This is a genomic window from Sunxiuqinia sp. sy24 (genome assembly GCF_052677165.1).
Genome location: NZ_JBQYLH010000001.1, coordinates 499,587 through 524,327, shown reverse-complemented (window position 1 = coordinate 524,327; position 24,741 = coordinate 499,587). Strand labels below are relative to the sequence as shown.

The 24,741-nt window shown below is 43.4% G+C and carries 19 protein-coding genes; 6 read left to right on the top strand and 13 right to left on the bottom strand.

The genetic code is table 11. The features are described 5' to 3' along the window. Positions 1–33: 33 nt before the first annotated feature. The 7 genes from ACUNWA_RS02005 to ACUNWA_RS01975 form a co-directional block, all read right to left on the bottom strand. The gene (locus ACUNWA_RS02005) at positions 34–1,224 is read right to left on the bottom strand and encodes a PAS domain-containing protein (protein ID WP_445590206.1); all 1,191 of its coding nucleotides are present in this window, start codon (positions 1,222–1,224) and stop codon (positions 34–36) included. 426 nt (positions 1,225–1,650) lie between these two features. Then, a complete protein-coding gene (locus tag ACUNWA_RS02000; protein WP_445590205.1) occupies positions 1,651–3,663 on the bottom strand; it encodes an OmpA family protein in 2,013 nt (670 codons plus the stop codon). A 17-nt stretch (positions 3,664–3,680) separates the two neighbouring features. Next, the gene (locus ACUNWA_RS01995) at positions 3,681–4,616 is read right to left on the bottom strand and encodes a PorP/SprF family type IX secretion system membrane protein (protein WP_445590204.1); all 936 of its coding nucleotides are present in this window, start codon (positions 4,614–4,616) and stop codon (positions 3,681–3,683) included. 215 nt (positions 4,617–4,831) lie between these two features. Next, a complete protein-coding gene (locus ACUNWA_RS01990) occupies positions 4,832–6,844 on the bottom strand; it encodes a T9SS type B sorting domain-containing protein (protein ID WP_445590203.1) in 2,013 nt (670 codons plus the stop codon). A gap of 104 nt (positions 6,845–6,948) precedes the next feature. Beyond that, positions 6,949–7,725, bottom strand: a complete 777-nt coding sequence (locus ACUNWA_RS01985; protein WP_445590202.1) for a hypothetical protein — start codon at positions 7,723–7,725, stop codon at positions 6,949–6,951. 61 nt (positions 7,726–7,786) lie between these two features. Next, the gene (locus ACUNWA_RS01980) at positions 7,787–10,126 is read right to left on the bottom strand and encodes a hypothetical protein (RefSeq protein WP_445590201.1); all 2,340 of its coding nucleotides are present in this window, start codon (positions 10,124–10,126) and stop codon (positions 7,787–7,789) included. 185 nt (positions 10,127–10,311) lie between these two features. Then, positions 10,312–11,067 (bottom strand): LytR/AlgR family response regulator transcription factor, encoded by a 756-nt coding sequence (locus ACUNWA_RS01975; protein ID WP_445590200.1) that lies wholly within the window; start codon positions 11,065–11,067, stop codon positions 10,312–10,314. A 159-nt stretch (positions 11,068–11,226) separates the two neighbouring features. Between ACUNWA_RS01975 and tsaB the strand changes: the two genes are divergently transcribed. The 3 genes from tsaB (at position 11,227) to efp (ending at position 13,336) form a co-directional block, all read left to right on the top strand. Continuing rightward, positions 11,227–11,940 carry a tRNA (adenosine(37)-N6)-threonylcarbamoyltransferase complex dimerization subunit type 1 TsaB gene (gene tsaB / locus ACUNWA_RS01970; protein ID WP_445590199.1) on the top strand — a complete coding sequence of 238 codons (714 nt, stop codon included), beginning with the start codon at positions 11,227–11,229 and terminating at the stop codon, positions 11,938–11,940. Next, entirely contained in the window at positions 11,937–12,668 is a 732-nt protein-coding gene (locus ACUNWA_RS01965) for a DUF3108 domain-containing protein (RefSeq protein WP_445590198.1), read from the top strand. The genes tsaB and ACUNWA_RS01965 overlap by 4 nt, the downstream gene beginning before the upstream one ends. 98 nt (positions 12,669–12,766) lie before the next feature. After that, the gene (efp, locus tag ACUNWA_RS01960; protein ID WP_445590197.1) at positions 12,767–13,336 is read left to right on the top strand and encodes an elongation factor P; all 570 of its coding nucleotides are present in this window, start codon (positions 12,767–12,769) and stop codon (positions 13,334–13,336) included. 42 nt (positions 13,337–13,378) lie between these two features. Here efp and ACUNWA_RS01955 read toward each other — a convergent pair whose 3' ends face one another. From ACUNWA_RS01955 to ACUNWA_RS01935, 5 genes are all read right to left on the bottom strand, one after another. Next, positions 13,379–14,833, bottom strand: a complete 1,455-nt coding sequence (locus ACUNWA_RS01955) for an O-antigen ligase family protein (RefSeq protein WP_445590196.1) — start codon at positions 14,831–14,833, stop codon at positions 13,379–13,381. Beyond that, positions 14,834–15,787 carry a hypothetical protein gene (locus tag ACUNWA_RS01950; protein WP_445590195.1) on the bottom strand — a complete coding sequence of 318 codons (954 nt, stop codon included), beginning with the start codon at positions 15,785–15,787 and terminating at the stop codon, positions 14,834–14,836. 240 nt (positions 15,788–16,027) lie between these two features. Beyond that, positions 16,028–17,320 (bottom strand): tyrosine--tRNA ligase, encoded by a 1,293-nt coding sequence (gene tyrS, locus ACUNWA_RS01945; RefSeq protein ID WP_445590194.1) that lies wholly within the window; start codon positions 17,318–17,320, stop codon positions 16,028–16,030. A gap of 188 nt (positions 17,321–17,508) precedes the next feature. Then, positions 17,509–18,531: a DUF3667 domain-containing protein gene (locus ACUNWA_RS01940; protein ID WP_445590193.1), complete on the bottom strand. Its 1,023-nt coding sequence runs from the start codon at positions 18,529–18,531 to the stop codon at positions 17,509–17,511. Next, positions 18,509–19,054 carry a CvpA family protein gene (locus ACUNWA_RS01935; RefSeq protein WP_445590192.1) on the bottom strand — a complete coding sequence of 182 codons (546 nt, stop codon included), beginning with the start codon at positions 19,052–19,054 and terminating at the stop codon, positions 18,509–18,511. The genes ACUNWA_RS01940 and ACUNWA_RS01935 overlap by 23 nt, the downstream gene beginning before the upstream one ends. Before the next feature lie 183 nt (positions 19,055–19,237). Between ACUNWA_RS01935 and ACUNWA_RS01930 the strand changes: the two genes are divergently transcribed. Continuing rightward, entirely contained in the window at positions 19,238–20,761 is a 1,524-nt protein-coding gene (locus ACUNWA_RS01930) for a GH3 auxin-responsive promoter family protein (protein ID WP_445590191.1), read from the top strand. Between the two features lie 57 nt (positions 20,762–20,818). Then, positions 20,819–21,433 (top strand): deoxynucleoside kinase, encoded by a 615-nt coding sequence (locus ACUNWA_RS01925; protein WP_445590190.1) that lies wholly within the window; start codon positions 20,819–20,821, stop codon positions 21,431–21,433. Positions 21,434–21,568: 135 nt separating this feature from the next. On the opposite strand, the gene ACUNWA_RS01920 is transcribed toward ACUNWA_RS01925, so the two are convergent. Then, positions 21,569–22,567, bottom strand: a complete 999-nt coding sequence (locus tag ACUNWA_RS01920; protein ID WP_445590189.1) for an adenosine kinase — start codon at positions 22,565–22,567, stop codon at positions 21,569–21,571. Between the two features lie 456 nt (positions 22,568–23,023). On the opposite strand from ACUNWA_RS01920, the gene ACUNWA_RS01915 reads away from it, so the two are divergent. Next, complete coding sequence (locus ACUNWA_RS01915) at positions 23,024–24,700, top strand: hypothetical protein (protein ID WP_445590188.1); 1,677 nt, start codon at positions 23,024–23,026, stop codon at positions 24,698–24,700. Positions 24,701–24,741 lie beyond the last annotated feature (41 nt).

Here is a 24,741-nt window from a genome sequence, read left to right as displayed (position 1 = left end):
TTGGAGGCAGGCCCCAAAATCAAGGTTTCTTCTTTATTCTTCCTTATCGGCAAATGCCAGATCAACCGTTGTTCCTTCGCCGACGATGCTTTTCATCGCAATCCGGATGTTCGTCTTTTTGAGAAGCTCCCCAACCAGAATCAAACCAATTCCATTGCCCAGCTCTTGATTGGTTCCAGCAGTTGATCCCGAAACAGAGGAAAAAAGAGAGGCCAACTTTTCTTCTGCCATTCCCACCCCGTGATCAATAACTGATAAGGTTCTATCCTGATAAATCAGACGGATCACTCCTCCGGGGTACGAATATTTCACCGCGTTAGAGAAAACATTCCGCAAAGCAATTTTCAAGATGGGCTTATTACTGAAAACCCGGCTATCTTCTGGAACTTCGTTTATTACGCTTATTTTCTTACTGTCCAGCAGTTGTTTAAACTCATGGGAAAGCTCAAAAGCCAACTCGCGCAACACTACCGGTTGATTATTTTCGGTGTTGAAACTTTTTGCCTTCGCCCATTCCATCAAACCCGCAGTTATCGCATAGGCCTGATCGGCTGCTTGCTGAATCGTGCTGACAAACTCAATCTCCTTTTCCGAGTCATTATTGGCTTGAATGGTTTCGGCCAATAAGTCTGAGAAACCGATGATATTCGACAAGGGAGTTCGCAAATCGTGCAGAATAACAGAAAAGAAGTTCTCCTGAAAATTCAGTTGGTCTGAGAGCGACCGGATCAACGCCCGATGTTTTTCTTCGATGGCTTTTCGCTCGGAGATATCGAAAACAATCCCAGCTAAAAATAAAGGTTCTCCTGCTGGTCCTCGCTGGATAATGGCGCCCCGATCGTAATACCATTTCCAATCGCCACCCTTGGTTTGTATGCGATATTCCACTTCATACGCTTCTGATTTTCCGGAAAGGTGATCACGCATATTTTGCATCACAGGCTCGTAGTCATCCGGATGCAACTTATCGGTAAAAAACTGGTATTCGCAACCTTGAGGAACATCAGTCCGATCGTAACCCAAATTAGTTGCCTTCAGCGCATTGAAACTAACCTTATTCGCCGGCACGTCCCAAGACCACTGTCCCAGGTTACCTGCCCAGCCAAACTTCAGCCGCTCCACCTCCTTTATTTCCTTCCTCAACGTTGCCACGAGCAGGTCTTTCGCCTGCGAAAGCGCAACCAGCTCTTCCTTAGTTTGGTCGGTATATTTCTTTTCTTCCACGATACGAATGCGTTTGCACTTAATTATTGAAACTGTTTTAGCGGACGTCAAGTTAAACACTTTTACGGAAATGCAAAACGGCCGATAAAGAGCAAGACAAATAAGATCCACCACAGCATGATCTGCTTACAATTTCAAAGAAATAGGAGATTCCGCGAAATAGTCTCGTTCTGTTAATTTTTTATTTTTTGCACATCATGTTTGTCCATAAATGAACTCGCTTATTCAACTAAATCACATCACGATATCGGTTGTCCTGGAAAACCGTGCCTATCCTAAGTCGGCCGTTTAGCGAAAGTATTGGATAACTGCTCATCACCCGTTTTATTTTGTCAGTTTGAGAATCCAGAGAATCACATAAAATGAATAGCAGAAATTAAAGTGAATACTTTCTGGTATTCACTTCGGTATTGAAGCTTTAATTTTCTAGAAATAGAAGATCGAACGCTTGGTTCGTATTCCTCGGTATTCGCCTTTCTTAACCACTTTCACAATGTTCCGATTATTGGCCGCATGATCAGCCTCGGGGCAATCCACGCCATCGTCGCATTTATTCAGCAAACGGGTTTCACCATAGCCTTCGTAGCCCACACGCAGCGGATCAATTCCCTTCCACACGATGTAATCGAAAATAGCTTTTGCCCGCCGCTTCGACAACAGCAGGTTTTCCAAATCATCCCCTCGCGAATCGGTGTGCGATTCGATACGAATTTCCATATCCGGAAACTCAATCAGGTATTGAATCAACTCATCCATGGTTTGAGCAATATCCGAATTAATCTCCCAGTCGCCTACATAAAACTGAACATCTTCCTCGCTAAGAACCTGCAAGGGCTCTCCATTTTCGGTGGTCATGTAGAGCGGCTCGGGCGATCCATCATCAATCACTTCCCGCTCGAGGAACAGCTTGACAACCAATTCCTCCTCCGAGCGAAGTTTTAGGGTTCCGATCTCCGTTTTATTCTTAAAATAAAATTCCTTTTGTCCATGAACGATGTAGCTGCGCCCTTTGGGCACTTCAAACTCAAAATTTCCATCAGCTCCGGTTAGTTGTGTAAAAAGCGTATCGGCAAACAGATTGACCAGACTGATTTTAGCTTCGGCCAACGGTTCTCCGGTATCCATATCCTTGGCTACCCCACGAATAAAGACCGGGATGTAAGGAATGCGGACATAGTATATATCATCGTTGCCGCGTCCTCCTTTTCGGTTCGAAGAAAAATAACCGGCAGTCCCGGTTTCATCCAGCACAAAGCCAAAGTCGTCTTTCGGACTATTCAGCGGATACCCCATATTTTCAACCCGATAGAAATCGCCATTCTCAGGTACGGCAACATAAATATCTAAACCACCTAAGCCACCATGCCCGTTCGATGAAAAATAGAGTAGTCCATCGTAGCTAATAAAAGGGGAAAGTTCATTCCCGCTTGTGTTCACCTTCGGCCCAAGATTAACGGGCGTACTCCAAAAACCTTTCTGAAACTCGGAACAATAAATATCAGTTCCGCCGTAACCTCCGGGCATATCCGAAACAAAATACATGACCTTACCTGTAGTATCAATCGCCGGATGTCCGGTCGAATAGTCATCGCTGTTAAACGCAAATTCGCCCCGGTATTCCCACTCATTATCTTCTTTTCCTCCAAACAAAATCTTCAGATTGACCTCGCCTTCTTTACCTCTAGTAGCTACTCCCCCGCCTTTACCCACATTGTTGCGGGTAATGTAAACCCGTTCTCTATGCGGGTCGAAAGCAACCGGCCCGTCATGATAGCTGGTGCTAAGCTTCGGTGCAAATTTTTCAACATTAAGAATATCCCCATTCGGCCCCCGGTCGCCAATAAACAAGTTGAGATAGGGCAATTCATTCCATTTATATTTTGGGCCGGGAACTCCGCTCACCAACTTGGTGGATGAAAAAACAAGCTGGTCGCGATAAAAGGCAACGCCTAGCTCAGAGCCATCGGTATTCAGCGAAATCCGACGGATTGTGTAGCGGGTTGAATCGCGATGTAAAAGCTGGATATAGTCAAGCAACGAGCTTTGAATATCAACACGTTCATCATCGGGTCGCAAGGCTGCATATTTGGCCAGCCACTTTTCGGCTTCCAGGTAGTTGCCATTGCTTTTCAGCGCCTGCGAATAATTAAACACATCTTCGGGCGATTCATCTCCTTTATCAATCAACAGTTTCAGCCATTTTGCAACTTCTTCGGTATTTGCAATCTGCCGGTTGGCATCGGCTAACCGACGAATAACGTATGCATTATCGGGGTTCTTTTCATAAGCGAACTCATACAAACCAATGGCTTCAACAAAGGCAAAATCATCGTAACTTTTGTCGGCCAGCCGAATCGTCACTTTCTGAGCTTCTGCCAGTGAAAAAAGGAGTAACGCGAAGAAAAATGTTAGAAAAATCTTAGGAAGTACCCGCCTCATCAATAAGTCATTTCAAATTAAAAATAACGCGGTGATATGACCTTGTCCCGCCCGAAATTAAAATCATAGCTCACTAAAACTTCATGAGTCCCATTATTGTAGGTCCCTAGTTTTGTTGCAGTAATGTCGTAAGCATAACCGACTTTCAGCTGTTTGGTAATCTGCACTTGCATCATTCCCCCCAGCGCATCGCCTAGCCGGTACATTGCACCAAGCCACAAGCGTTCGTAAAAAAGAAACTGGGCTGTAAGATCGATTGCAATAGGAGCATTTGTACTATACTTGGTCAAAAAATACGGCTTGAATTTAATAATTCTGTTGACATCAAAAACGTATCCAGCCATAAAGAACAAGTGAATATTTTCCTTGCTGACGTATTCCGAAGAGAAGTCCTGTTTATTAATCTGATTCTGAATGAGTTTAGGAATAGAAAACCCAACTATGCCCCGTTCCGAATGGTAATACAATCCAACCCCTACGTTGGGCAAAAAGTTACGCGAAATATCATTAGCAAAGACCGGATCATTGGGATCAACCGTTTCCAGATCAGATAAATTTGCTTCAAAAAAGTTAACGCCTGCCTTTAGTCCAAAGGACAAATAACGACCATGAGCAAAATCGATACTATACGAATAATCAGCATAGGCACCCGTTTGATTAACTGGCCCCAGCTGGTCTTTCAGCAACGAAAAGCCCAGCCCCATATGGTGCTTGGTAATAGGCGAATGCATGACGAAAGATTGGGTTGCCGGAGCTCCGTCCAATGCCACCCATTGGTTGCGCGACATCACCATCAAACTAAGGACATCACCCGAACCGGCATAAGCCGGATTAACCGAAAGAATGTTGTTCATGTACTGCGTATACATGGGATCTTGCTGCGCCCAAATCCTTTTCATCGGGAAAAGAACAAGAACAACTATTCCTATTATCAGTATAAAAAACCGCTTCATTTAATCGTTTCCCTCATTGGCATCGCCATAAAACACACTTCTTCTCAAGGATAAACATACTATTCGAAACAATCAGTAAAAACAAGCAGTTAGCAAACCTGCAAAAGAGCATAGCAAAAGGGCTAGTGGAACTATCTACAAGAAAGCAATGGAAGCCGCAACCAGGCTTTCTGTCATTCAATTCAACGATCAAGCATCAAAGATGCAGCCATCTGCTAGCGATCCAGGTAAACAAAACCGCTGACTTTTTCTTTTCCTCGCCCTAAATTGAGGATGTAATAGTAAGTTCCGGTTGGAACATGTCCGTCGCTGAGACGAATTCCTTTACTGGCTTTGCCATCCCAAAAACCATCGCCTCCCAAACCATAGTTTTTCGATTCATAAATAAGGTTTCCCCAGCGGTTAAAAATCTTCAGGCTTACCCGTTCGTATCCTCCAATCCCCAGAATCTCGAAATAATCATTCAGTCCATCGCCATTGGGCGAAAACGCGTTGGGAACAAACAGCGCTTCATCGCTGATCCGAACCAGAACATTGGCTTCATCGCACTGGTTGGCGTAGTCGCACACCGCATAAATAAACTCATCCGAGCCCACGTAATACTGATCAGGCGTATATGTAATAATGGAATCGGAGGTAATGTTGGCAAAGCCATGCTCAGGCGGCGCAACAATCGTGATCGATTGCGGATCGAGCTGCCCCTTGGGAGCATCATTCCGCAGCACGTTGATATCGGCGTAGGTATTGACCAGCACTTCGGCATTATCGTCAACCGCAGTTACCTGAACAAGCAGGCCTACCACAACCGAATCCAAAGCCGTACAGCCAAACCGATCGGTTACCTGCAGATAATATTTTCCTAATCCCGACACTTGTGGAATAGCGGTTTGCGCGCCACTCACCAGCAGTCCATCTCCTGCCGACCACCAGTTAAACGACAATTCCGTACCTGTACTTGACGAGGCATCCAGCATAATCACATCGTTCCGGTTAGTAACAAACACCTGCCGATCGACCACGAGTTGGGGCGATGGCATCACCTCAACAAAAACCGCGTCGGTAGCTGTCTTTCCGCGGCTATCAGTAACGGTAAGCGTATAGCGGGTAGACACACCCGGAGAGAAAAGCGGTGTTGGGCTTTGGGGATCATCTAAATAACTTGCTGGCGTCCAGGAATACGTCAGCTCACCTACGCCGGTACTCTTACTGGCATCGAGGCGGACGGATCCGCAACTTCCAGTCTGCAGACTTTCCTGCTCAATAACAGCCACCGGCAAGTCTGCCTGTGGAAGCACGACAATGGTTTTGGAATAAACCTGAGAAGAACATCCCGCTTGGTTCGTGGCCTGAACACGCAACTCATGCGCGCCTTCCTGATTCCAGTCGATGGACTCAGTGGTACGGGTTTCAGAACTTAAATTAAGCAATGTGCCGTCCGGTTTTAAAAGTGTCCAGTGATAGATGTATGTTGATGGACCTTGTACCGAATACTCGGAAATAGTGCCAAAGTCAACGTTTTCAAGCTTGGTGTTGAACGAAATCTGAGGTAAAGCGAGTATCGTTGTGGTTTGAATATCTTGTCCCTCGCGGGCTTGAATGATTACCCCTTGCTGATCAGCTGCTTCAATTAACCGAACAGCGACCAAGGTGTTCTGCGCTGGATCAGCCTCAAACGCCGTTTCCGGAATATGCAGTTGTTGATTCAAGTAGCTAACTGTTTGCGTTGGTTGTGGCACATCGTTGACCGAAAAGGAGACCCTTACCGGAAAACGATCAGCCGTCCAAAAGCTACCCTGATCATCTAAAAACTGAAGGGCAACGGTAAAATCGTTCGCGCCTTCCTGGTAACATTGGGTGGTACTGACATTCGAAACGGCCAAGCCTAAGTGCTTGCCTGGAATGACTTCGATAGTTCTTGAATAAACTTCACTCAAGCATCCATTGTTGTCAACAGCCTGCACCGATAAGCGATATAAGCCTAAGATGGCAAAAGTAATCTCTTCGGTTTGACTAAGTGTGAGATTTTCGGTTGACCCCAAGCTTGTGGTATTGTTGTCCGGATCAGTCAAACTCCAATTGTAAGCCCAACCCACGCCGCCGGTTGCTGTAAAAGAACGCACCGAATTCACCACCACCGATTCGGTAGCCTGACTGAAAGCAGTATTCCCCCAAAGAGAGAAAGTTGCACTCAGCAAGAGTAAGATGATATTCCGTGTGTTACTATTCATGAATCGCAATAACATCAGACACAATTCGCCTGATACGCCTCGGCATTAGAAAAGAGAAAAGAAAGGCCGGCCGAACCGGCCTTTCAATGAAAATGCGCCCTATTCTAACCTACTATAAACGAGACGCTTGGCTTTTCAAATACTTCAATCGTATAAGACGGAGTCGCACACATAGAAACATTTAAGCTTGTTCCCTCTTGCGTGACTGCTTTAATTGCTACTGTTACTTCTTTTGGACTTCCACTGTCATCAGAAGTTGCGGTAAATAAAGTAATAAGTTCTTGAGTAGAATTTATATCGACTTCGATCTGGTCTCCTGGAGTATACCCTGTTTCCCGTCCAGTATATGTTGTTGCACCATTGCTTAGAGTGTAGTCAATTGTGTATAATTTTCCGGTGGAACTGTTTGAAACTGAAACAGGGAAGGAAATAATTTCATCTCCGTCTGCTTCGCCTGTTGTTTCAAGCTCGAGTAAAGAACACATTTGTTTATTTACCGCATTGTCAGCGTCAACGCATGCCTCCATTGCAGAAACAGTCACGGGGATAACTAAAGGCTCTGTTAAACAACCGTTTGCATCAGTACCCACAACGGTAAAATTAAAAAAACCTGACTTAATCCAAGTTACATCTGCAGAAATTCCATTAAATGCATCAAGGGTAGCTTGACCTCCTACAATTGCAGTAGCATCATCAATAGTCCAATCAAAAGAATAATCTGTTCCAGCAGTACCCGTCCAATTTCCAAGAGTAGCAGACACGGTAATAGTATATTCTTCACTATCACCCAAGTTCACTGTTGTTTTATTCTGAGCAAACACACTTGTCGAGGCCAGCAATCCCATGGCCACCATCAAAAAAGTAAAAATTTTAGTTTTCATTTTGCAACTCTTAAAGGTTAACATTTAATTTATCAATTCTCATTTATTTATATTCCTATTATCATTCGAAAGAGATTATTGGAACCCCCCAAAGAGTCACGTCATCGTGCTCGTCGGTACTGATGCTTTGTTTGGTAATGCTAAACTGGTCGGTGGCCGAATCGACGGTTAGGTTAAAAGTTTTATCCACGCCAGCCTCACTTGCAAACGTGAAGGCAATTTGCACGGCCGGTGCTCCTGACTCTTTGGTAACAGCTACTGCATAGGTTTCATCACACATTTCGGTACTCACGATCGATTCCGAATCATTGGTTAATAAGTTGGAAACTTGCCCCGAGCAGCCATCCGTCCCATCCGAAATGGTAAAATCGAAAGCATAAGGCTCGACGCCTCCGGTAAAGTCAACGACCCATAACACAACCGTTGTTGTTCCATTTCCTCCGTCCTGGCAGGTTGGATCAAGTGGACTGACACCGGAATTGAAATTGGTTTCCTGAATTTCAATGTTGAGTTCAAAAACAGCCAAGCAACTGCCTGTTTTTTGTTCCTTGACTACGCGTATGGTATAGAAATCACCTGCATCAAAATAACTTTCTGAAAAAGCGATAACAGCGTTTCGGGGATTGTTATCGGGATAGTTTATATCAGGGGTCACTTCTGTTCCCAATTGATCGAGCACCAGCCAAGTGTAAGTATATTCTTCGGGACTCGCTTCAGCCTGATCAATGCCATAGCGATGAGTAGAGGTGATGAATGGCTTTTGTCCCGACCCGATCGCGCCTTCGCCAGACTGATCATCATCGTAGGTCATTTCGGAGATATCGAGCGGAGCCAGGTCGGTCAGGTTGACCATGAAACTGCACGAATCCCGGTTGCCATCTTCATCAGCATAAATCAACCAGACCTCGGTATCGGCAAAAACTTCAGTATCGACAGCAGGTCTTTGCGTAACCGTTGGATTGCTGTCGCAATTGTCGGTTAAGTCAAGCAAAAGATTGGTGTAATCGGCGAGCGACACAGAGCAATTGCTTCCGGCGTCCAGCTCCTGATCGGCTGGACAGCTTGCGATTGGCGCGGTGTTGTCCTCAATAGTAATGGCTTGTTCGCAGCTTGCCATGTTGCCACATTCATCCTCATAGCTCCAGGTAATAATCGTTGTTCCTTTAGGAAAAGCGACATTTTCAATATCTCCTAATCCATTCACAGGAATATCGTCGATCGTATAAGCATGATAAACCGAAACATCGCCAAAACCACACCCATCCGTAAAATTATTGGGAGCGGCAATACTGATCTCTTTCTCGCACTTATCTTCAGTAAAATCAATGATGTCAGCCGGGCAATCCTCAATTACAGGTACAGCGGCATCCGTAATGATGAATTTCCGGACACAAGCTCGTGCATTTCCGGCCTCGTCGGTAATGGTATACGTTCGTTCTACCTGACAAGGATTATTTTGATCTCTTTTGTCGGTGACATCTCCCTCCCACGCGAAGATCAAGTTATCGTTCGTGGTGCAATTGTCTGAAACAGTTCCGCCTCTCTCAATAAATTGGGTGAGGGTAGTCGCCGGAGAAGAGATGGCTTCAATACAGGTCGCATCTGAATCGGCCGGACAGGTGATCAAAGGAGCTATATTATCAGTAACTACCGAAACTTCGTTGGTTTGATACCACTGAGTGCCAACTTTGTAAATAGCGAAGTAAATTCCCTCAGTATTTACTTCTTGGGATAATGAACCAACACTTTCGATTTTGCTCCCATTGCGATACCAAAAAATATTCGTTGCATCACTTTCTCCAATAACTAAGTTTATAAAACCTCCTATACAGAGCTGTGCGTTTTCAGGATCGGCAGATAAATTATCAACTAATTCAACCTTCTCGGAAATAATCTGTTCAAAAATAGGATTGTCAGATTCACCTTCCAAAAAATCGTCAAGCGTCCCGTGACCGCAATCATTTAAAGTTCCTTGTTCATAGTCAACATCAGGACAAGCTATATCGGTATTGTCAAAATCAGCAGAAACATCGCCAAAGATATAAACATGTGAACCATCCGAAACCATTGCTTCTGCGTGCTTTTCAGCTCCACTGTGGGTTAACGAGCCTAGAATGAACAAGTAGCTGTCAATATCCAAGGTAATCTTATTATCCGTGCTTAGATCTTGATAAATAATAACGACACCTCCCGAATTTATGGTCATTACAACCTTATTGGTTAAATTTAAAGTTCCCTCTACAATAAGTGTATCGTTTACTATTAAATTCTCAGAAATGGTAATGTCGGTATGATAAGTGGTTGGGGTATTAATAATAATTTCGCAGTATGCCTCATGATGAGCTATCAGGCAAATAAATGTTAAAAGGAGTATTTGGTAAAACTTTCTTAAATCTCTCATTCACCCTTAATTGAATTCCTCATAGCTTAATTCACAGATGGCTCTATGAGTTAAACTAATTCTCTCTCTCTTAAAAGACAATAAAGATATACTTTAAGCAAACAGATAAATATTGGAATTAGCAAACAGGGCAGTCAAACTAGCGAACACGGAAAACAGTACAGCCAAAGCCGATTCACGCGTTTTTACAGTCGGTTGTGAAGCAGTTTATCCAGCAATTCTTCTTTGTATTTTGGGGAAACGCGGAGTTGTGATTTATCGGATAATTCAACCAGCCCTCCATCGGTTTTCAGGTAGCGATCAACATACTTAAGATTAACCAGATGTGAGCGATGAATACGACAAAAACCATGGGGAACGAGCAATTGGTCAAACTCGAGCAAGGTACGGCTAATTAGAACCGAGGTTCCGTTCTGATAAAAAACCCGCGTATAGTTGCGTTCGCCTTCACAACGGAGAATATTGGTCACTTTAATAATGGCGAAACCATTCATCTCAGGCAGGGCGATGGTAACATGTGAACTTTCATCTTTCTTTTCGATGTTGTTCTTCAATACTTCAACCCGATGCTTTTCATTCAACACCGGTATATCGCTGATTCTCTGAATGGTTGATTTTACATTCTCAACCAAGACCGGTTTCAGAATGTAATCGAAAGCTGAATATTTAAAAGCAGTAATGGCATAATCGCTGTATGAAGTGGTGAACACAAGCTTAAAATTGACTTTCGGTAATTTTTCAATCAAGTCAAAACCGGTACCATCAGGCATTTCGATATCGAGAAAAACCAAGTCAGGTGCTTCTTTTACAATTAACTCGATCCCACCCTTAACGGAATCAGCCTCCCCAACCATCTCAATGTCAGGAAAGTGCTGATCTAATATTCGAAATAAAACCCTCCGGGCTAACTGATCATCATCAATAATTGCAGCTCTATACATTGTGCCTGATTAAAAATCATTTAAAACTAATAAAAAATAAAAATTATTTAGACTTTTTAAACCAATTGTTTTTAACAAAAAAGCATTACTTATTTTTCCAAATCATTTTAGGTGCTTGTGCTGTTAATATCTTAATTTTGTTGTTTAAACGAGAAAACAATGACTCTAATATTAAATCTTGAATCATCAACTGAAGTGTGTAGCGTTTCCCTATCGGAAAATGGACAATTGATTGATCTTATTGAAAGTGATGAAGGCCAAAACCACGCCCGTTTGTTAAGTGTTTTTGCTGATCAACTCATCCAGCGGAATAAACTCACTTTCAGCAACCTAAGAGCAGTTGCCATCAGCAAAGGACCAGGCTCATACACCGGTCTCCGCATTGGTGTTTCGCTGGCCAAAGGAATTTGTTATGCTAATCAAATACCTCTGATTGCCATCAGCCCATTGCAAGCCATGAGCCATCATGTAAGCTCCAATCTTGAGAAATATGATATTCAAGCAGCCCCTGATCTGCTTTTATGCCCCATGATTGATGCTCGTCGCATGGAAGTGTACACAGCCATGTATGACCAACAAAACCAAGAGATAGAGCCTGTTTCAGCCAAAATTATAGAGCCCAATACCTTTGACCGTCAGCTCGAAAAACATACGCTGGTTTTCTTCGGCAATGGAGCGAGCAAATGCCAGCCCCACATCAATCATCCCAAGGCCTTCTTTATCAACAACATTAAAACTTCGGCACAATTTATGTGTTCCCTTGCTCAAACGGCTTTTGATAATAACCAATTGGAGGATGTCGCCTATTTTGAACCTTTTTACTTAAAAGATTTCATCGCGGGCATTCCCAAGAAAAACATTCTGAAACAATGAAACTACACTTTGTCATCCCCTTTCTACTCGCCAGCATTTTGACCAGTGCACAGCCCAAAGAAGAACTAAAATACCACATGAAGTACAGTTTTTTTAAAGGTGGCGAAGCATTATTAAGTGTTGAAGACACCACCTATGAAGGGAAAGAGGCCATTCACCTCCTTCTGGACGGAAACACGGTAGGAGTTACCAACATGCTGTTTGGGGTTCACGACATTTATGAGAGTATTGTTGATCCGGAAACCTACCTGCCCTATAAAGCCATCCGAAACATTAAAGAAGGAAACTACCGCTGGTACAACGAAGCATTTTTCTTTAATGACCGTGATTCAATTTATTCACAGCGGTCTGGTCCACGCCAAGTACCGCACAACACCGTCGATTTTGTTACGGCCTTTTTCTACATGCGAAATACCAATTACCTTGACCAGTTTGACGGTGGTGAAGAATTTTCCTTGCCGGTTTTTCATGCTGATGAGTATTTCACAATGAAGGTGAAATATCTGGGAAAAACCAAAATAAAATCCAAACTCGGAACCAAAGAATGCCATATCATTCAACCGCGCATCGATAAAGGTAAAGTACTGAACAGCAATAGCGGACTAAAGTTTTACATTACCAATGACGAACACCGAATTCCTTTATTGCTTGAATTTGACCTGAAAGTTGGCGCACTAAAATGTGAGCTGTTCTCCTATAAAAAGAACGGTATTGAGCAAGTTGACTAAGGTCAACAAATGAATCGATTAGCTGTAGAAAAGGAAGTTATTAACCAGAAAATAACTATTTTTGCAGCAAATTCTGTAATTCATTATAATTCAAAGATATGGCAAGTACATCAGATTTTAGAAACGGACTGACAATTGAATACAACGGACAGATCTTTACCATTGTACAATTTCAACATGTTAAGCCCGGCAAAGGTGCCGCTTTTGTGCGCACAAAATTGAAAAATGTAAAAACTGGCAAAGTGATTGAGAACACCTTCAATGCCGGCGTAAAAGTAGATGTTGTAAGAGTTGAAAGAAGACCATACCAATATCTGTATAAAGATGACATGGGGTGTAACTTCATGCACACCGAAACTTTTGAGCAAATTTCACTGGATCCGGACATGATTGAAAATGCCGATTTGATGAAAGAAGGACAAATGATTGAGGTAAACTTTCAAACGGAGAATGAAACACCGCTGACGGCCGAATTGCCTCCTTTCGTGGAGCTGGAAATCACTCAAACCATTCCCGGAGAAAAAGGAAACACTGCAAGTTCTACAGCCTTGAAACCTGCCACACTTGAAACTGGAGCTGAAATTATGGTTCCCCTTTTCATTAATGAAAATGACATCATCAAAGTGGATACCCGCGAACGTTCGTACAGCGAACGTGTAAAAAAATAAAACCTTTTACAAGGACTAAAAAGCTCGGGAAACCGGGCTTTTTTACTTTGCGGACAACTCATTTCGTTGCTCTTTGGTCTTCCAATCAAGCACAACCAGGATAACTACAAAAGCCCAAAACGGGACGCCCACCTTATCGGTATCCAGAAAATTATTTAACGTTCCATGAACCAGGTAGGTCACCAGCCCAAGCATTGTAGATAAAATAAGCAGGCGAATCTCCTTATCCGACGCACGGGTATAGGCATGAACACCAGCATAAAGCACAGCACTAGCCAACATCAGAAAACTTAGCAGCCCCAGAAAACCCGACTCAGCCAAAGGCCCCAGGTATTCGCTGTGCGCATTTCCACGATTGGCCGAATTTGTACTGATAATGGTCCGGTGTCGCGTTAACTGAAAAGGCGCATACTGAAACATGTAGGTTCCGGGTCCCCATCCCCAAAATGGCTTTTCTTCAAACATGCGCACGGCGCAGCTCCATCGGTTAATCCGCTCCAGGTTGGAGGCATCACTGGAAACATTGGTCATCGAGGAAATGTGGGTCATCAAATTAGTAGATGACTCCTGATCATTGCTCTCCAGCAGGTTAAGCAGTTCAGTTTGAAAAATAAAAATTAAAGCAACGGTTGTCAGCCCTGTAATCAATAAAGGACGAAAACGAATGCGAAGTCTCAAAATCCCCCATACGACAGCAGCGGCTGCCAAACTTAACCAAGCCGCCCGGCTATAGGACAATAGCAAGGCTGCTGAAAATAGAAGTAAAGCCAGAGCGGCCAACAACCGAAAGCGTTTACGATACCCCTTAAATAAAGTGATGCCTAGCAAAATGGGGATAAAAAAAGCCAACATAGCACCATAAGATGTATGATCCTTATAAAAAGGGTTCATGACAAAATGAGCTGCCTGAACATTGTTAAACCCTAAGGCAAAATGACGCGACCAGGCATAAAAAATAACCAAAACAAACGCACTGCTATAAAGCCCCACAAATCGATAAATATTTTCTTTCTTCTGAAAAAGCAGAAAGCCCAAAAAGTAAAAGGCAGCCAGAAACCAGAGCTTCGACAACCAGAATTTCAATGAAACGATTGGCATGCTGCTGGTCAGTGAAGTAAGCAACATCCAGCCCAGATAAAAATAGAGAGCAAGCGATACAGGATGCTTTAACAACCGCCTATCAAATGTTCGACGGCGGGCGAGCTGAAACAGAAACAACAACAGCACGCAAAACAACAACGGTTCTGTAGGCAGATACATATCGAAGGATAAGCCTTCAACCAAATCATGCAAAGGCAATGACAAAGGAGTTAAGAAAGCCACCAGAAGCAACAAACGATCCATACGCACAAAAGCCGTGAGCACCACTGCCAAAACAAAGGGCAATAAACTTAACAGCAATGTTTCCTGACAAACAACAAAATAAAAGTTAAGCAACAGAAACAAGACAGCAATGCTGTAAAAAAGAACAATACGGGAAGTTTTGCGAAACAACATCTAGTGGTTTGACGAATGGATTCCTTCGAGACTAAAAATCGTAAGCAAAGCTAACATCTCTACCGCTATCAAACTGAGCAACACAATCAACCAGCGGACAGGATAAGCCTTTTTATCAGCAGGAAACGGTTTTTCAATAACCATCGTATAGGTCGTATTCTTTTCAGCCTCTGTCAGGGCTTTGTCATAGCGATTGGCCAGCGTATCACGCTGTTCCTCCAAAGCTCCAAGTTCTTTCTGCAGTAGAAAAAAAGCGCCTCCTTTTTCTTCAAGGTTTGCTTTTAGCTCCTTGATGTCAGCCACCGCGCGGCTGCTTGCTCCTTCAGCCAAAGCCAACAAATAACCCTGGGTAACCTGCTCAGCCTGAATTTCATAATCAAGCAGCCCATATTCCGATCTCAAAGGCTCCATCTCTTCCGAAACCTGAGCTATTTGCATTTTCTTGCGCCTCAGCTGCTTCTGCAACGACGAAGCAATTTCACGCGATTTTTGTCGGTGCAGCACTAAAACTTTGCGGTCGTAAAAATGAATCAACGAATCAACAATGGCGCTGGCGACCTGCGCATCAGCATCAAGCGCTTTCACTTCAATCGATTCATACTCTGTTTTCTTACAGGTGATTCGGTCATTATACTCCTCCATCACTTTGGTTCGAAAGAAACGATCGCCAGTCGAAATATCAAAGCGTGTTGCCAAATCAAAAACATCAACAACCTGCCATTTAAGATCCGATGAATTAAGCACTTCCAGCATCTGTTCACTCTCCGACTCCTCGGAAAACGTACGTGTATTGGTGGGATAAATCCGAGCTTGCGACTGAAATAAAGGCTGAATAAACAGGGGCGAAGAAAAGATAGCCGCACCAACGACGGCAAGTACCCCGACTAGTAGCAGATGTACTTTCCACTTCCAGACAATGGCTATAAGGTTCTGGTTATCAAAAAAGCTTTTCATAAAAATCTAGGTGTTTGGTCATTTCCTTGAACGACTATACTTTCTGTTTCGTATAATTCCCGAAAGCAAAATATAAATTAAGCTCCTGTGTACAATTCCTTGAAAAGTATTCAATATTGACCAATAAATCAAGTCGAAGTAAGCAACTACTCCCAAAATAGGGAACAAAAAAAAGGTGCCTAAAAAATATGCTGCATGATTTTGAACAAACCAATGCCAATTTTTTAGACACCCTCCAACTTACTCTGCAATCAGCAAGAAATAATTTTTCTTTCCTTTCTGAACCAGAATATACTTATTGCCAATCAGGTAGTCATCGTTGACCACTAATTCCTGATCAGTGATTTTATCTTTATTAATGCTGAGCCCGTTGCCTTTGATCGTGCGTCGCAGTTCTCCTTTTGAAGGGAAAACAGCTGCCGTATCTGCCAACAAATCAACCACATTAATACCGGCTGCCAGCTCCGCTTTCGAAACCCTAAACTGAGGGACGCCTTCAAAAATCGCCAAGAAAGTCTGCTCATCCAGCTTTTTCAGGTTTTCTGCGGTTCCACGGCCAAACAAGATTTGCGACGCTTCCACGGCCATGTCATAATCTTCGCGCGAGTGTACCATCACCGTCACTTCCTCAGCCAGTCTTTTCTGTAGTTCGCGGGCATGAGGAGCTTCACGGTGCTTAACCACCAATTCATTCACTTCCTCTTTATTGAGAAGAGTGAAAATTTTGATGTATTTCTCGGCATCTTCATCCGAAGTATTCAGCCAGAACTGGTAAAATTTATAGGGGGAAGTTAATTTAGCATCCAGCCAAACATTACCGCTTTCGGTCTTGCCAAATTTGGTTCCGTCTGCTTTGGTTATCAAAGGGCAAGTCAAGGCAAAAGCCTCACCACTCTCTTTACGACGGATCAGCTCAGTTCCGGTGGTGATATTTCCCCACTGGTCTGAACCGCCCATTTGCAGCTTACAGTTTTTCGCGCGGTAAAGGTGCAAAAAGTCGGTTCCCTGTACCAGCTGGTACGAAAACTCGGTGAACGACATCCCCACTTTGGCTTCTTCGCCCAAACGTTTCTTCACGCTGTCTTTCGACATCATATAGTTAACGGTCAAGTGCTTGCCAATATCACGAATGAATTCAAGAAAACTGTAGTCTTTCATCCAGTCGTAGTTATTCACCAACTCGGCCGCATTGGGCTCGCCCGAATCAAAATCCAGAAATCGGTTCAACTGGGCTTTTAAGCATTGCTGATTATGTCGAAGGGTTTCTTCATCCAGCAAGTTACGCTCCTGCGACTTGCCCGAAGGATCACCAATCATACCTGTAGCTCCGCCAATCAAAGCAATTGGCTTGTGTCCAGCCAACTGAAGATGCTTCAACATCATCACACCAACCAAGTGCCCAATATGTAATGAGTCCGCAGTCGGATCAATCCCTACATAGGCCGAAGTCAATTCTTTTTGTAGTTGCTCCTCAGTTCCGGGCATAATATCGTGGATCATGCCTCGCCAGTTTAATTCCTCAACAAAGTTCATCTGTAACTATTTGAATTATTGATCTGTACTAATTTAAATTGACCTGCATTCACTTTTTCGGTGACAAATACTTTCGAAATGAGCAAAAATGAATCGGGCCGTAAAATTTGGCAAAGATATAAAAATGAACCGTTAAGGGCTGAAGGTTCAGTTTTATATTTTAATCGGATGATTCTGTTCGCGCCTCCTTAAACCCCTCCCAAAACATTAATAAAAACAGCAACCACGGCAGCCATCAAAATAATATTGTATGTAAATCCGAGAAACAGAAATTTACCCAACGTTTTCAGATAAGTCTGCTTGTAAACTTTTTTTAAAGCCCAGTATGAATAGCCTGGAATGAGCAACAACAGCCACAAAGAAAAGGCTGACATTCGGTCAGGAAGAGTTAAATAGGCCGTCACCTCCAGGCTCAATAAAAAAAAGATAAATGCATGCAGATGGACCGAGAAGATTAAATGACGGATGTAGAAAATCTTTTGCCAGAAATAAACCAAGCTAAGCAGCAAGGCAAAAACCGGCAGTAAAATAAAAAAAGCATAGGATAGGTATTTCAGAAACTTCGCAATCAGCTGGTCAGGCGACCGAAACATTTGAGCCAAATGAAACAGCTCTCCCCGCTTAATCGGGTCGTCCTCTCGTTCAGCTTTCGTCTCCAGCTGATTCGCCAAACGATGCAAACCTTTTCCCAGACTACCTGCCTGCAACAAATCAGCATAATCCAATTGCATGGACGACTCCGGATTATCCGCCAGATTCAATTGAACCTCCAGAGAATCGAGCGATGCGTTTACCACCGAATCGGACGCCAAAACCCCATTCCATTGCTGACTCATGGAATATTCAAGCGCTACATTTAAGCCTCGATTGCTCATTATTTGCAAAAGCAGAAACAAGATAAAACTCATGAAGATATAAATCCGGAAAGGTGGTGCATACCGCGCACGTCGCCCCTTAAAAAATTCCACCGTCAAGAAACCCGGTTTAAAAACCAAATCCCGGAAAGTGCGAACAAAGCGGGAGTCAAAAGCCAGAAGGTTTCCCAAGAAATCGTAAAAAACAAAGCCTACCGGTCGATCAAACTCCGAGCTGGACTGTCCGCAGTTGGGACAATAAAACCCTTTAAACTCATGAGAGCAGTTGGAACAGGCATGCTCTTCCAGATCATCAAACGATCGCTTTTCGCGCTTAAACCACTTCTTTATCCTCATGTTTCATATGCTTTTGCCGTTCAAATAAGCCCGCATCAACATCACGTATATTAATAAAGGGCAACAGACTGGGTAACAAATTCTTAACCGGCTCATACATCTGCGATTCCTCTTTCGCATCCCGTGGCAATATTTTCACATTCTCGTCCACCTCATCAAAAATCAACAGAACCACACTTAAAATCAAGGCCGATTTAATCACGCCAAAAAGAATTCCTGCCAGGCGGTTAATAAATCCCAATGCCACAGCAGAGACAATGGTTTCAACGGCCTTGCCAACCAAATGTACCAGAAGAACAATCACCACAAAAGTGACAAGAAATGAAACCAACGCGAGATGATCCGAGTGATAACTGAAGGTCTCGACAATAAAGTCAGCGGTCAGATGTGAAAAATGAATGGCTCCCCAAACCCCTAATACTAAAGCAGCCAACGAGGCCACCTCAGCAACAAAACCTTTATAAAAACCACGAAATGCCGCAAGTATCAGCAAAACAGCAAGAACAATATCAATGTAATTCACACCAAAGTATTTAAATGAGGAAACAAACCGATGCTTTTCTTAATTTGAAAAGATTTGAAGTAAAAATAGAAAAATATTTTTGCCCATCGGGCAATAGGTAGTCTCAAACAAAAAAGATAAATTTGATTCCTGCAGAAAAAGCAAGCTGCAAAAATGATTGTCTAAACAGTAAAGAAAACGTCAATGCCATTTATCAATTCCGTCATAAACTGGATTAATTTTAAACGAATCTACCAAATAGACCTCTTTAAAAAGCATCCGTTTGATGTCCAGCTGGAAGTATTTTTCAACTTGCTGGAAGAAGCACGCGACACCGAAATTGGGAAACAATACGACTTTAAAAGCATTCGTTCTGAAAAAGAGTTTAAGGAACGGGTTCCCATCCGCTACTATGAAGATTTTGCTCCATATATCGATCGGCTGCGGAAAGGGGAGAAAAATCTTCTCTGGCCCGGCGACATCAAGTGGTTTGCCAAATCGTCGGGAACCACCAACGACAAAAGCAAGTTTATTCCTGTCAGCAAACAATCGCTCGAGGATGTTCACTTCCGGGGAGCCAAAGATGTTTTTGCCCTTTACCTGAAAAACAATCCTGAATCGGGTGTTTTATTCGGCAAAACATTGACTCTTGGCGGAAGCCAGCAGGTGAATAATTTCAGCAATAAGTCGTATTATGGTGACCTCTCGGCCATTTTAATCGAGAACACGCCGTTCTGGGCCGAATTTATTCGCACGCCTTCTGTTCAAGTTGCCCTGCTCGAAGAGTTTGAGGAAAAGATTGCCCGGATTATTGACGAGGCATTGGACGAAAATGTAACCTCGCTGGCGGGCGTTCCATCCTGGTTTTTAGTTTTGCTCAACCGCATACTCGAACATACCGGAAAAAGCAGCATTCTGGATATTTGGCCCAACCTCGAAGTTTTTATCCACGGAGGAATCAACTTTGATCCGTATCGGGAGCAGTACCAAAAGATTATTCCGTCCTCTGCCATGAATTACATGGAAACTTACAATGCCTCGGAGGGATTTTTTGCCATTCAGGATGACCCGGATAGCAACGACATGCTGCTTATGCTCGACTATGGTATTTATTACGAATTTATCCCGATGGAAAACCTGCAGGACGAAAATCCGAAAACACTAAGCTTAAGCGAAGTGGAACTGGATAAAAATTATGCACTGGTTATCAGCACCAATGGGGGCTTGTGGCGCTACATCATTGGCGACACCATTCAGTTTACGTCTAAAAAGCCATTTAAAATTAAGATCACCGGACGCACTAAACATTTCATCAATGCGTTTGGAGAGGAAATGATTGTTGACAACGCCGAGCAAGCGCTGAAAATTGCGACAGAACGAACAAGGTCAATTGTGAAAGAATACACGGCCGGCCCCATTTTTATGAAAGACGACCAAAAAGGAGCGCATGAATGGATCATCGAATTTGAACAGGAGCCGGAAGACCTTGAATACTTCATCGAAGTCATGGACGATTCGCTGAAAACACTCAATTCGGATTACGAAGCCAAACGTCATAAAAACCTGACGTTAGAAAAACCTCACTTAGTAATAGCTAAGCCCAATCTATTTTATGAATGGATGAAGCTGCGAGGTAAAGTAGGCGGACAAAATAAAATTCCACGATTGGCTAATAATCGGAAATACCTGGACGAACTAAACGAGCTTCAAAAAAGATTGCAGAAATGAGACCCGGATTATAACAACAAGCTTAAATTTGTAAAATATAATTGAAAAAACAAGATCATGCACATCGCACTTGCAGGTAACATTGGCGCCGGAAAGACAACTCTTGCCGCCCTACTGGCTAAACACTATGGTTGGAAAGCTCATTATGAGGATGTGGATGAAAATCCGTATCTCAATGATTTTTACGAGGACATGCAACGTTGGTCATTCAACTTGCAAATTTACTTTTTAAACAGTCGGTTTTCGCAGGTGATGAACATCCAGAAATCGGGAGAAACCGTCGTGCAGGATCGGACCATTTACGAGGATGCTGAAATTTTCGCGCCCAACCTTCATGCCATGGGCTTAATGTCTACGCGCGACTTCAACAACTATTCAACCCTGTTTCAATTGATGAACCAATTGGTAAAAGCACCCGATCTACTTATTTACCTCCGGGCAACGGTGCCAACATTGGTCAACCAAATTCAACAGCGAGGCCGCGACTATGAGAATTCGATCCGGCTGGATTACCTCAAACAACTCAACCAGCGTTACGAAGCCTGGATCAACCGTTATAAAGCTGGCAAGCTACTAATTGTTAATGTCGACAATATTAATATCACCAACAATCCGGAAGACCTGAGTAGCGTGATTGATAAAATTGACGCCCAGATACACGGCTTGTTCTAAACAAATCAAATTAAGTGAAAGGCCACGGTCGCTCGTCTTTAAATGACAGCAGCCGTGGCCTTTCCCTTGTTCCTATTTTTTGCTGAATTGAATGTGACTTTCAAAAAATGCTAAGCTCATCCTCCCTTCGGTCATTCAATTCTTCCATTTTTCAACTTCCTCAAATATCCCAGGCCACTCACCATCGGGAATTTTCGCACCCAAAACCTGAATAACTTTACTAGCCAACAAAGAGGCTAGATTTCCACAGTTTTCTAACGAAAAGTCATGAGCGAGGCCATACAAAAAGCCTGAAGCATAGACATCCCCTGCCCCAGTGGTATCCAAGCTTTTCACCTCCGGCGTATCCACTTTTATAAACTGATCACCTGCCTGAATCATGGAACCATCCTTCCCTATTTTTACCACAGCAATTTCACACTGCAAGGCCATTTGTTTTAATGCTGCTTCCGGCTCCAATCCGGTGTAAGCTTTCGCTTCTTCCTCATTGGCAAACACCACATCCACATACTCATCAATCAGGTGCTTTAGAAAATCCAGATTCGCTTCTACCACATTAAAACTTGCCAAATCCAAGGCGACTTTTAGTCCCTGACTTTTCGCAAGCTTTAAAATTCCCTCAATCAACTCGTGGTTAAAAACCAGGTAACCTTCAATGTGCAGGTAGTTGTAGCTCGCAAACAAGTCTTCCGACAAATCATCCACCACCAATTCACTGGCGGCTCCCAGGTACGTACCAAAAGTGCGCTCCGAGTCCGGTGAAATCAAAGTTGCCGCTTTCCCGGTTGGTATCTGACTGTAAAACAAATGAGGGGTAATCTGATTTTTCTCAAACTCATCTTTAAAAAAATGCCCCATCTGATCATTTGAGATCTTCCCGATAAATCCTGTTTTTCCGCCCAACTGAGCAACGGCCCGCAACGTATTGGCAGCTGATCCGCCAGTTTCAATTGATCGACTCATTCCTTTGGTCGAGTCCAAGATTTTCTGCGAAAGAGCAGCATCCACCAAGGTCATACTGCCTTTGGGCAACTGAAAATCATCCAATAGCTGGTCATCGTCTAACTGAACCAGAATATCTATCAGGGCACTTCCGATACCCACAATTGTTTTTGGCGCGATCGTATTCTTCATGAGCACAAAAATAATGAAAAAGCTGACTTGGCTCTGCAATAAAAAAAGGATTAGTTTTGAAAATTTACGATTAGTTCCTCACCACAAAAACGCTCCAACTTCACCTCTGGAGAAAAAAATAATTTCAGCTTTCCCCATTTTCTATCGGACGGATTTCCAAAGCATTCCACAAAACATGTTGTTTTATTCAACAGTGTTGCACTTTTCAACACCCACGCATACACAACTGCCATTCAACGCATTGCAGTAGCAAGCAAAAGCTGCTGTTTAATTTATCAACACCTTCATCTATTTTAGCCAACAACACCACAAACCTTTAAGCACTGGCTATGTGACACTTACAACCCGAACACTCTTTGGCATTCTATTTGGCAATACATTACGCGAAACAAAACAAACACTGTATATCAACACATTACAGATACTCATATAAAACCCACACTTAATATCAACGTTATGAAAACCATTTTATCAGCTTTTTTTACGGTATCATTCCTACTTTACAGCATGGCTGGTATCGGTCGTGTCGTAGATGATAACCAAACAGGAGATCAGCCTGAAAAAACAAACTTGCAAATTGTCAGCTCTCCTGAGCTATTGGACCTGACTTCAAACTGGGTGGCCAACTTTGAAAACCAACACCCACAACAGAAAATCACGATCAGCACATTAACGGAGGGAACAGCATTTGCTGAAGAAAAACTCTACTTGACTACCCTCCAGCCCAAATTCGTTTTAGAGGAGACAAGCTGGAAGATGGTTGTTGGACATGATGTTGTCGTGCCAATCATCAATTCGAATAATCCCTTAATTCCAGAAATCCAACGCCAAGGCATTCATGCGGAAGAGCTGGCCCTACTGGTTTCTGAAAATCCGAACTGGAGTCTGGTGCTTGATGGCGTTGCCCACAATTCGGCAAAAACGTATATCACCGCCAGCGAGCAGATCCAGGCAAAACTAGCCAACTACACCAAAATGGAGCAAGCAGCCATTCAGGCAACCACACTTGCTTCGGCAGAAGAGCTGATTGCAGCCGTACAACAGGACGTAAATGCCATTGGCTTTTGCAGGTTGATCGACATTTTAAATCCTGAGGACAAAACATTTGCTTCACAAATCAGTATCCTGCCTATTGACAAAAACAGGAACGGACGCATGGACCGCTTCGAAAACATTTACCAAACACCGGAAACGCTGACCCGCGGGGTTTGGCTTGGGAAATACCCTACCGAATTGAGTGGCGATATTTATGCAGTGGCCACTTCGAACCCCAGCCAGCAGGTCACCATTGATTTCCTGAGCTGGATAAGCGCTAAGGGACAAGCACAGTTGGTCGCCTCAGGCTACAGCTCACTTTCAAGCCGCGAAATGACCGCCAATATTGAGGCTTTAATTCAACCAACCGTACAACTCCCCCCCGGAAACAGCACCCCTGGACTACATTTAGGATGGATACTCGCTGCGGCTCTGGCACTTGTTCTTGTTACCGTTTACCGGCTTGTTCGTTCTAAACAAGAAGACCAGCCGGGAATTGGAAGCGAGGACATTGAAATGACTTCTGCCATGAATGAAGATTCGATTGAAGCGCCAGCCGGATTATTCTATGATAAAACCCACACCTGGGCTTTCATGGAACGCGACGGCCTGGTCAAAATCGGTGTCGACGACTTTCTGCAACACTTAACTGGAGCACTGACACAAGTCAAACTAAAAGACACCGGTGACAAAATTCGCAAAGGTGAAAAGATTCTGACTATCATTCGTGAAGGAAAACAACTGGAGATTTACTCCCCGGTTTCCGGAGTCATCAAAGCACAAAACCAATCGCTGCTGAGTACGCCGACACAACTAAATACGTCGCCTTATTCCGACGGCTGGGTTTATAAGATTGAGCCCCTCAACTGGAACCGCGAAGTACGCTTGCTTTTTCGGGTTGATCGCTATAAGGAATGGTTGGAAGATGAATTTACTCGCCTAAAAGATTTTCTCGCAAAAGCGGCCAACACCAATACCCTGGTTTTTGAGCACCTGGTGCTTCAGGATGGTGGAGAACTGACAGATAATGTACTGACAGACCTTGGCCCTGATGTTTGGGAAGATTTTCAAACCAAGTTCATCGACACCTCTAAATAACCAATACACTAAACGCTTATAATCACTATCCTAAAAGTAGA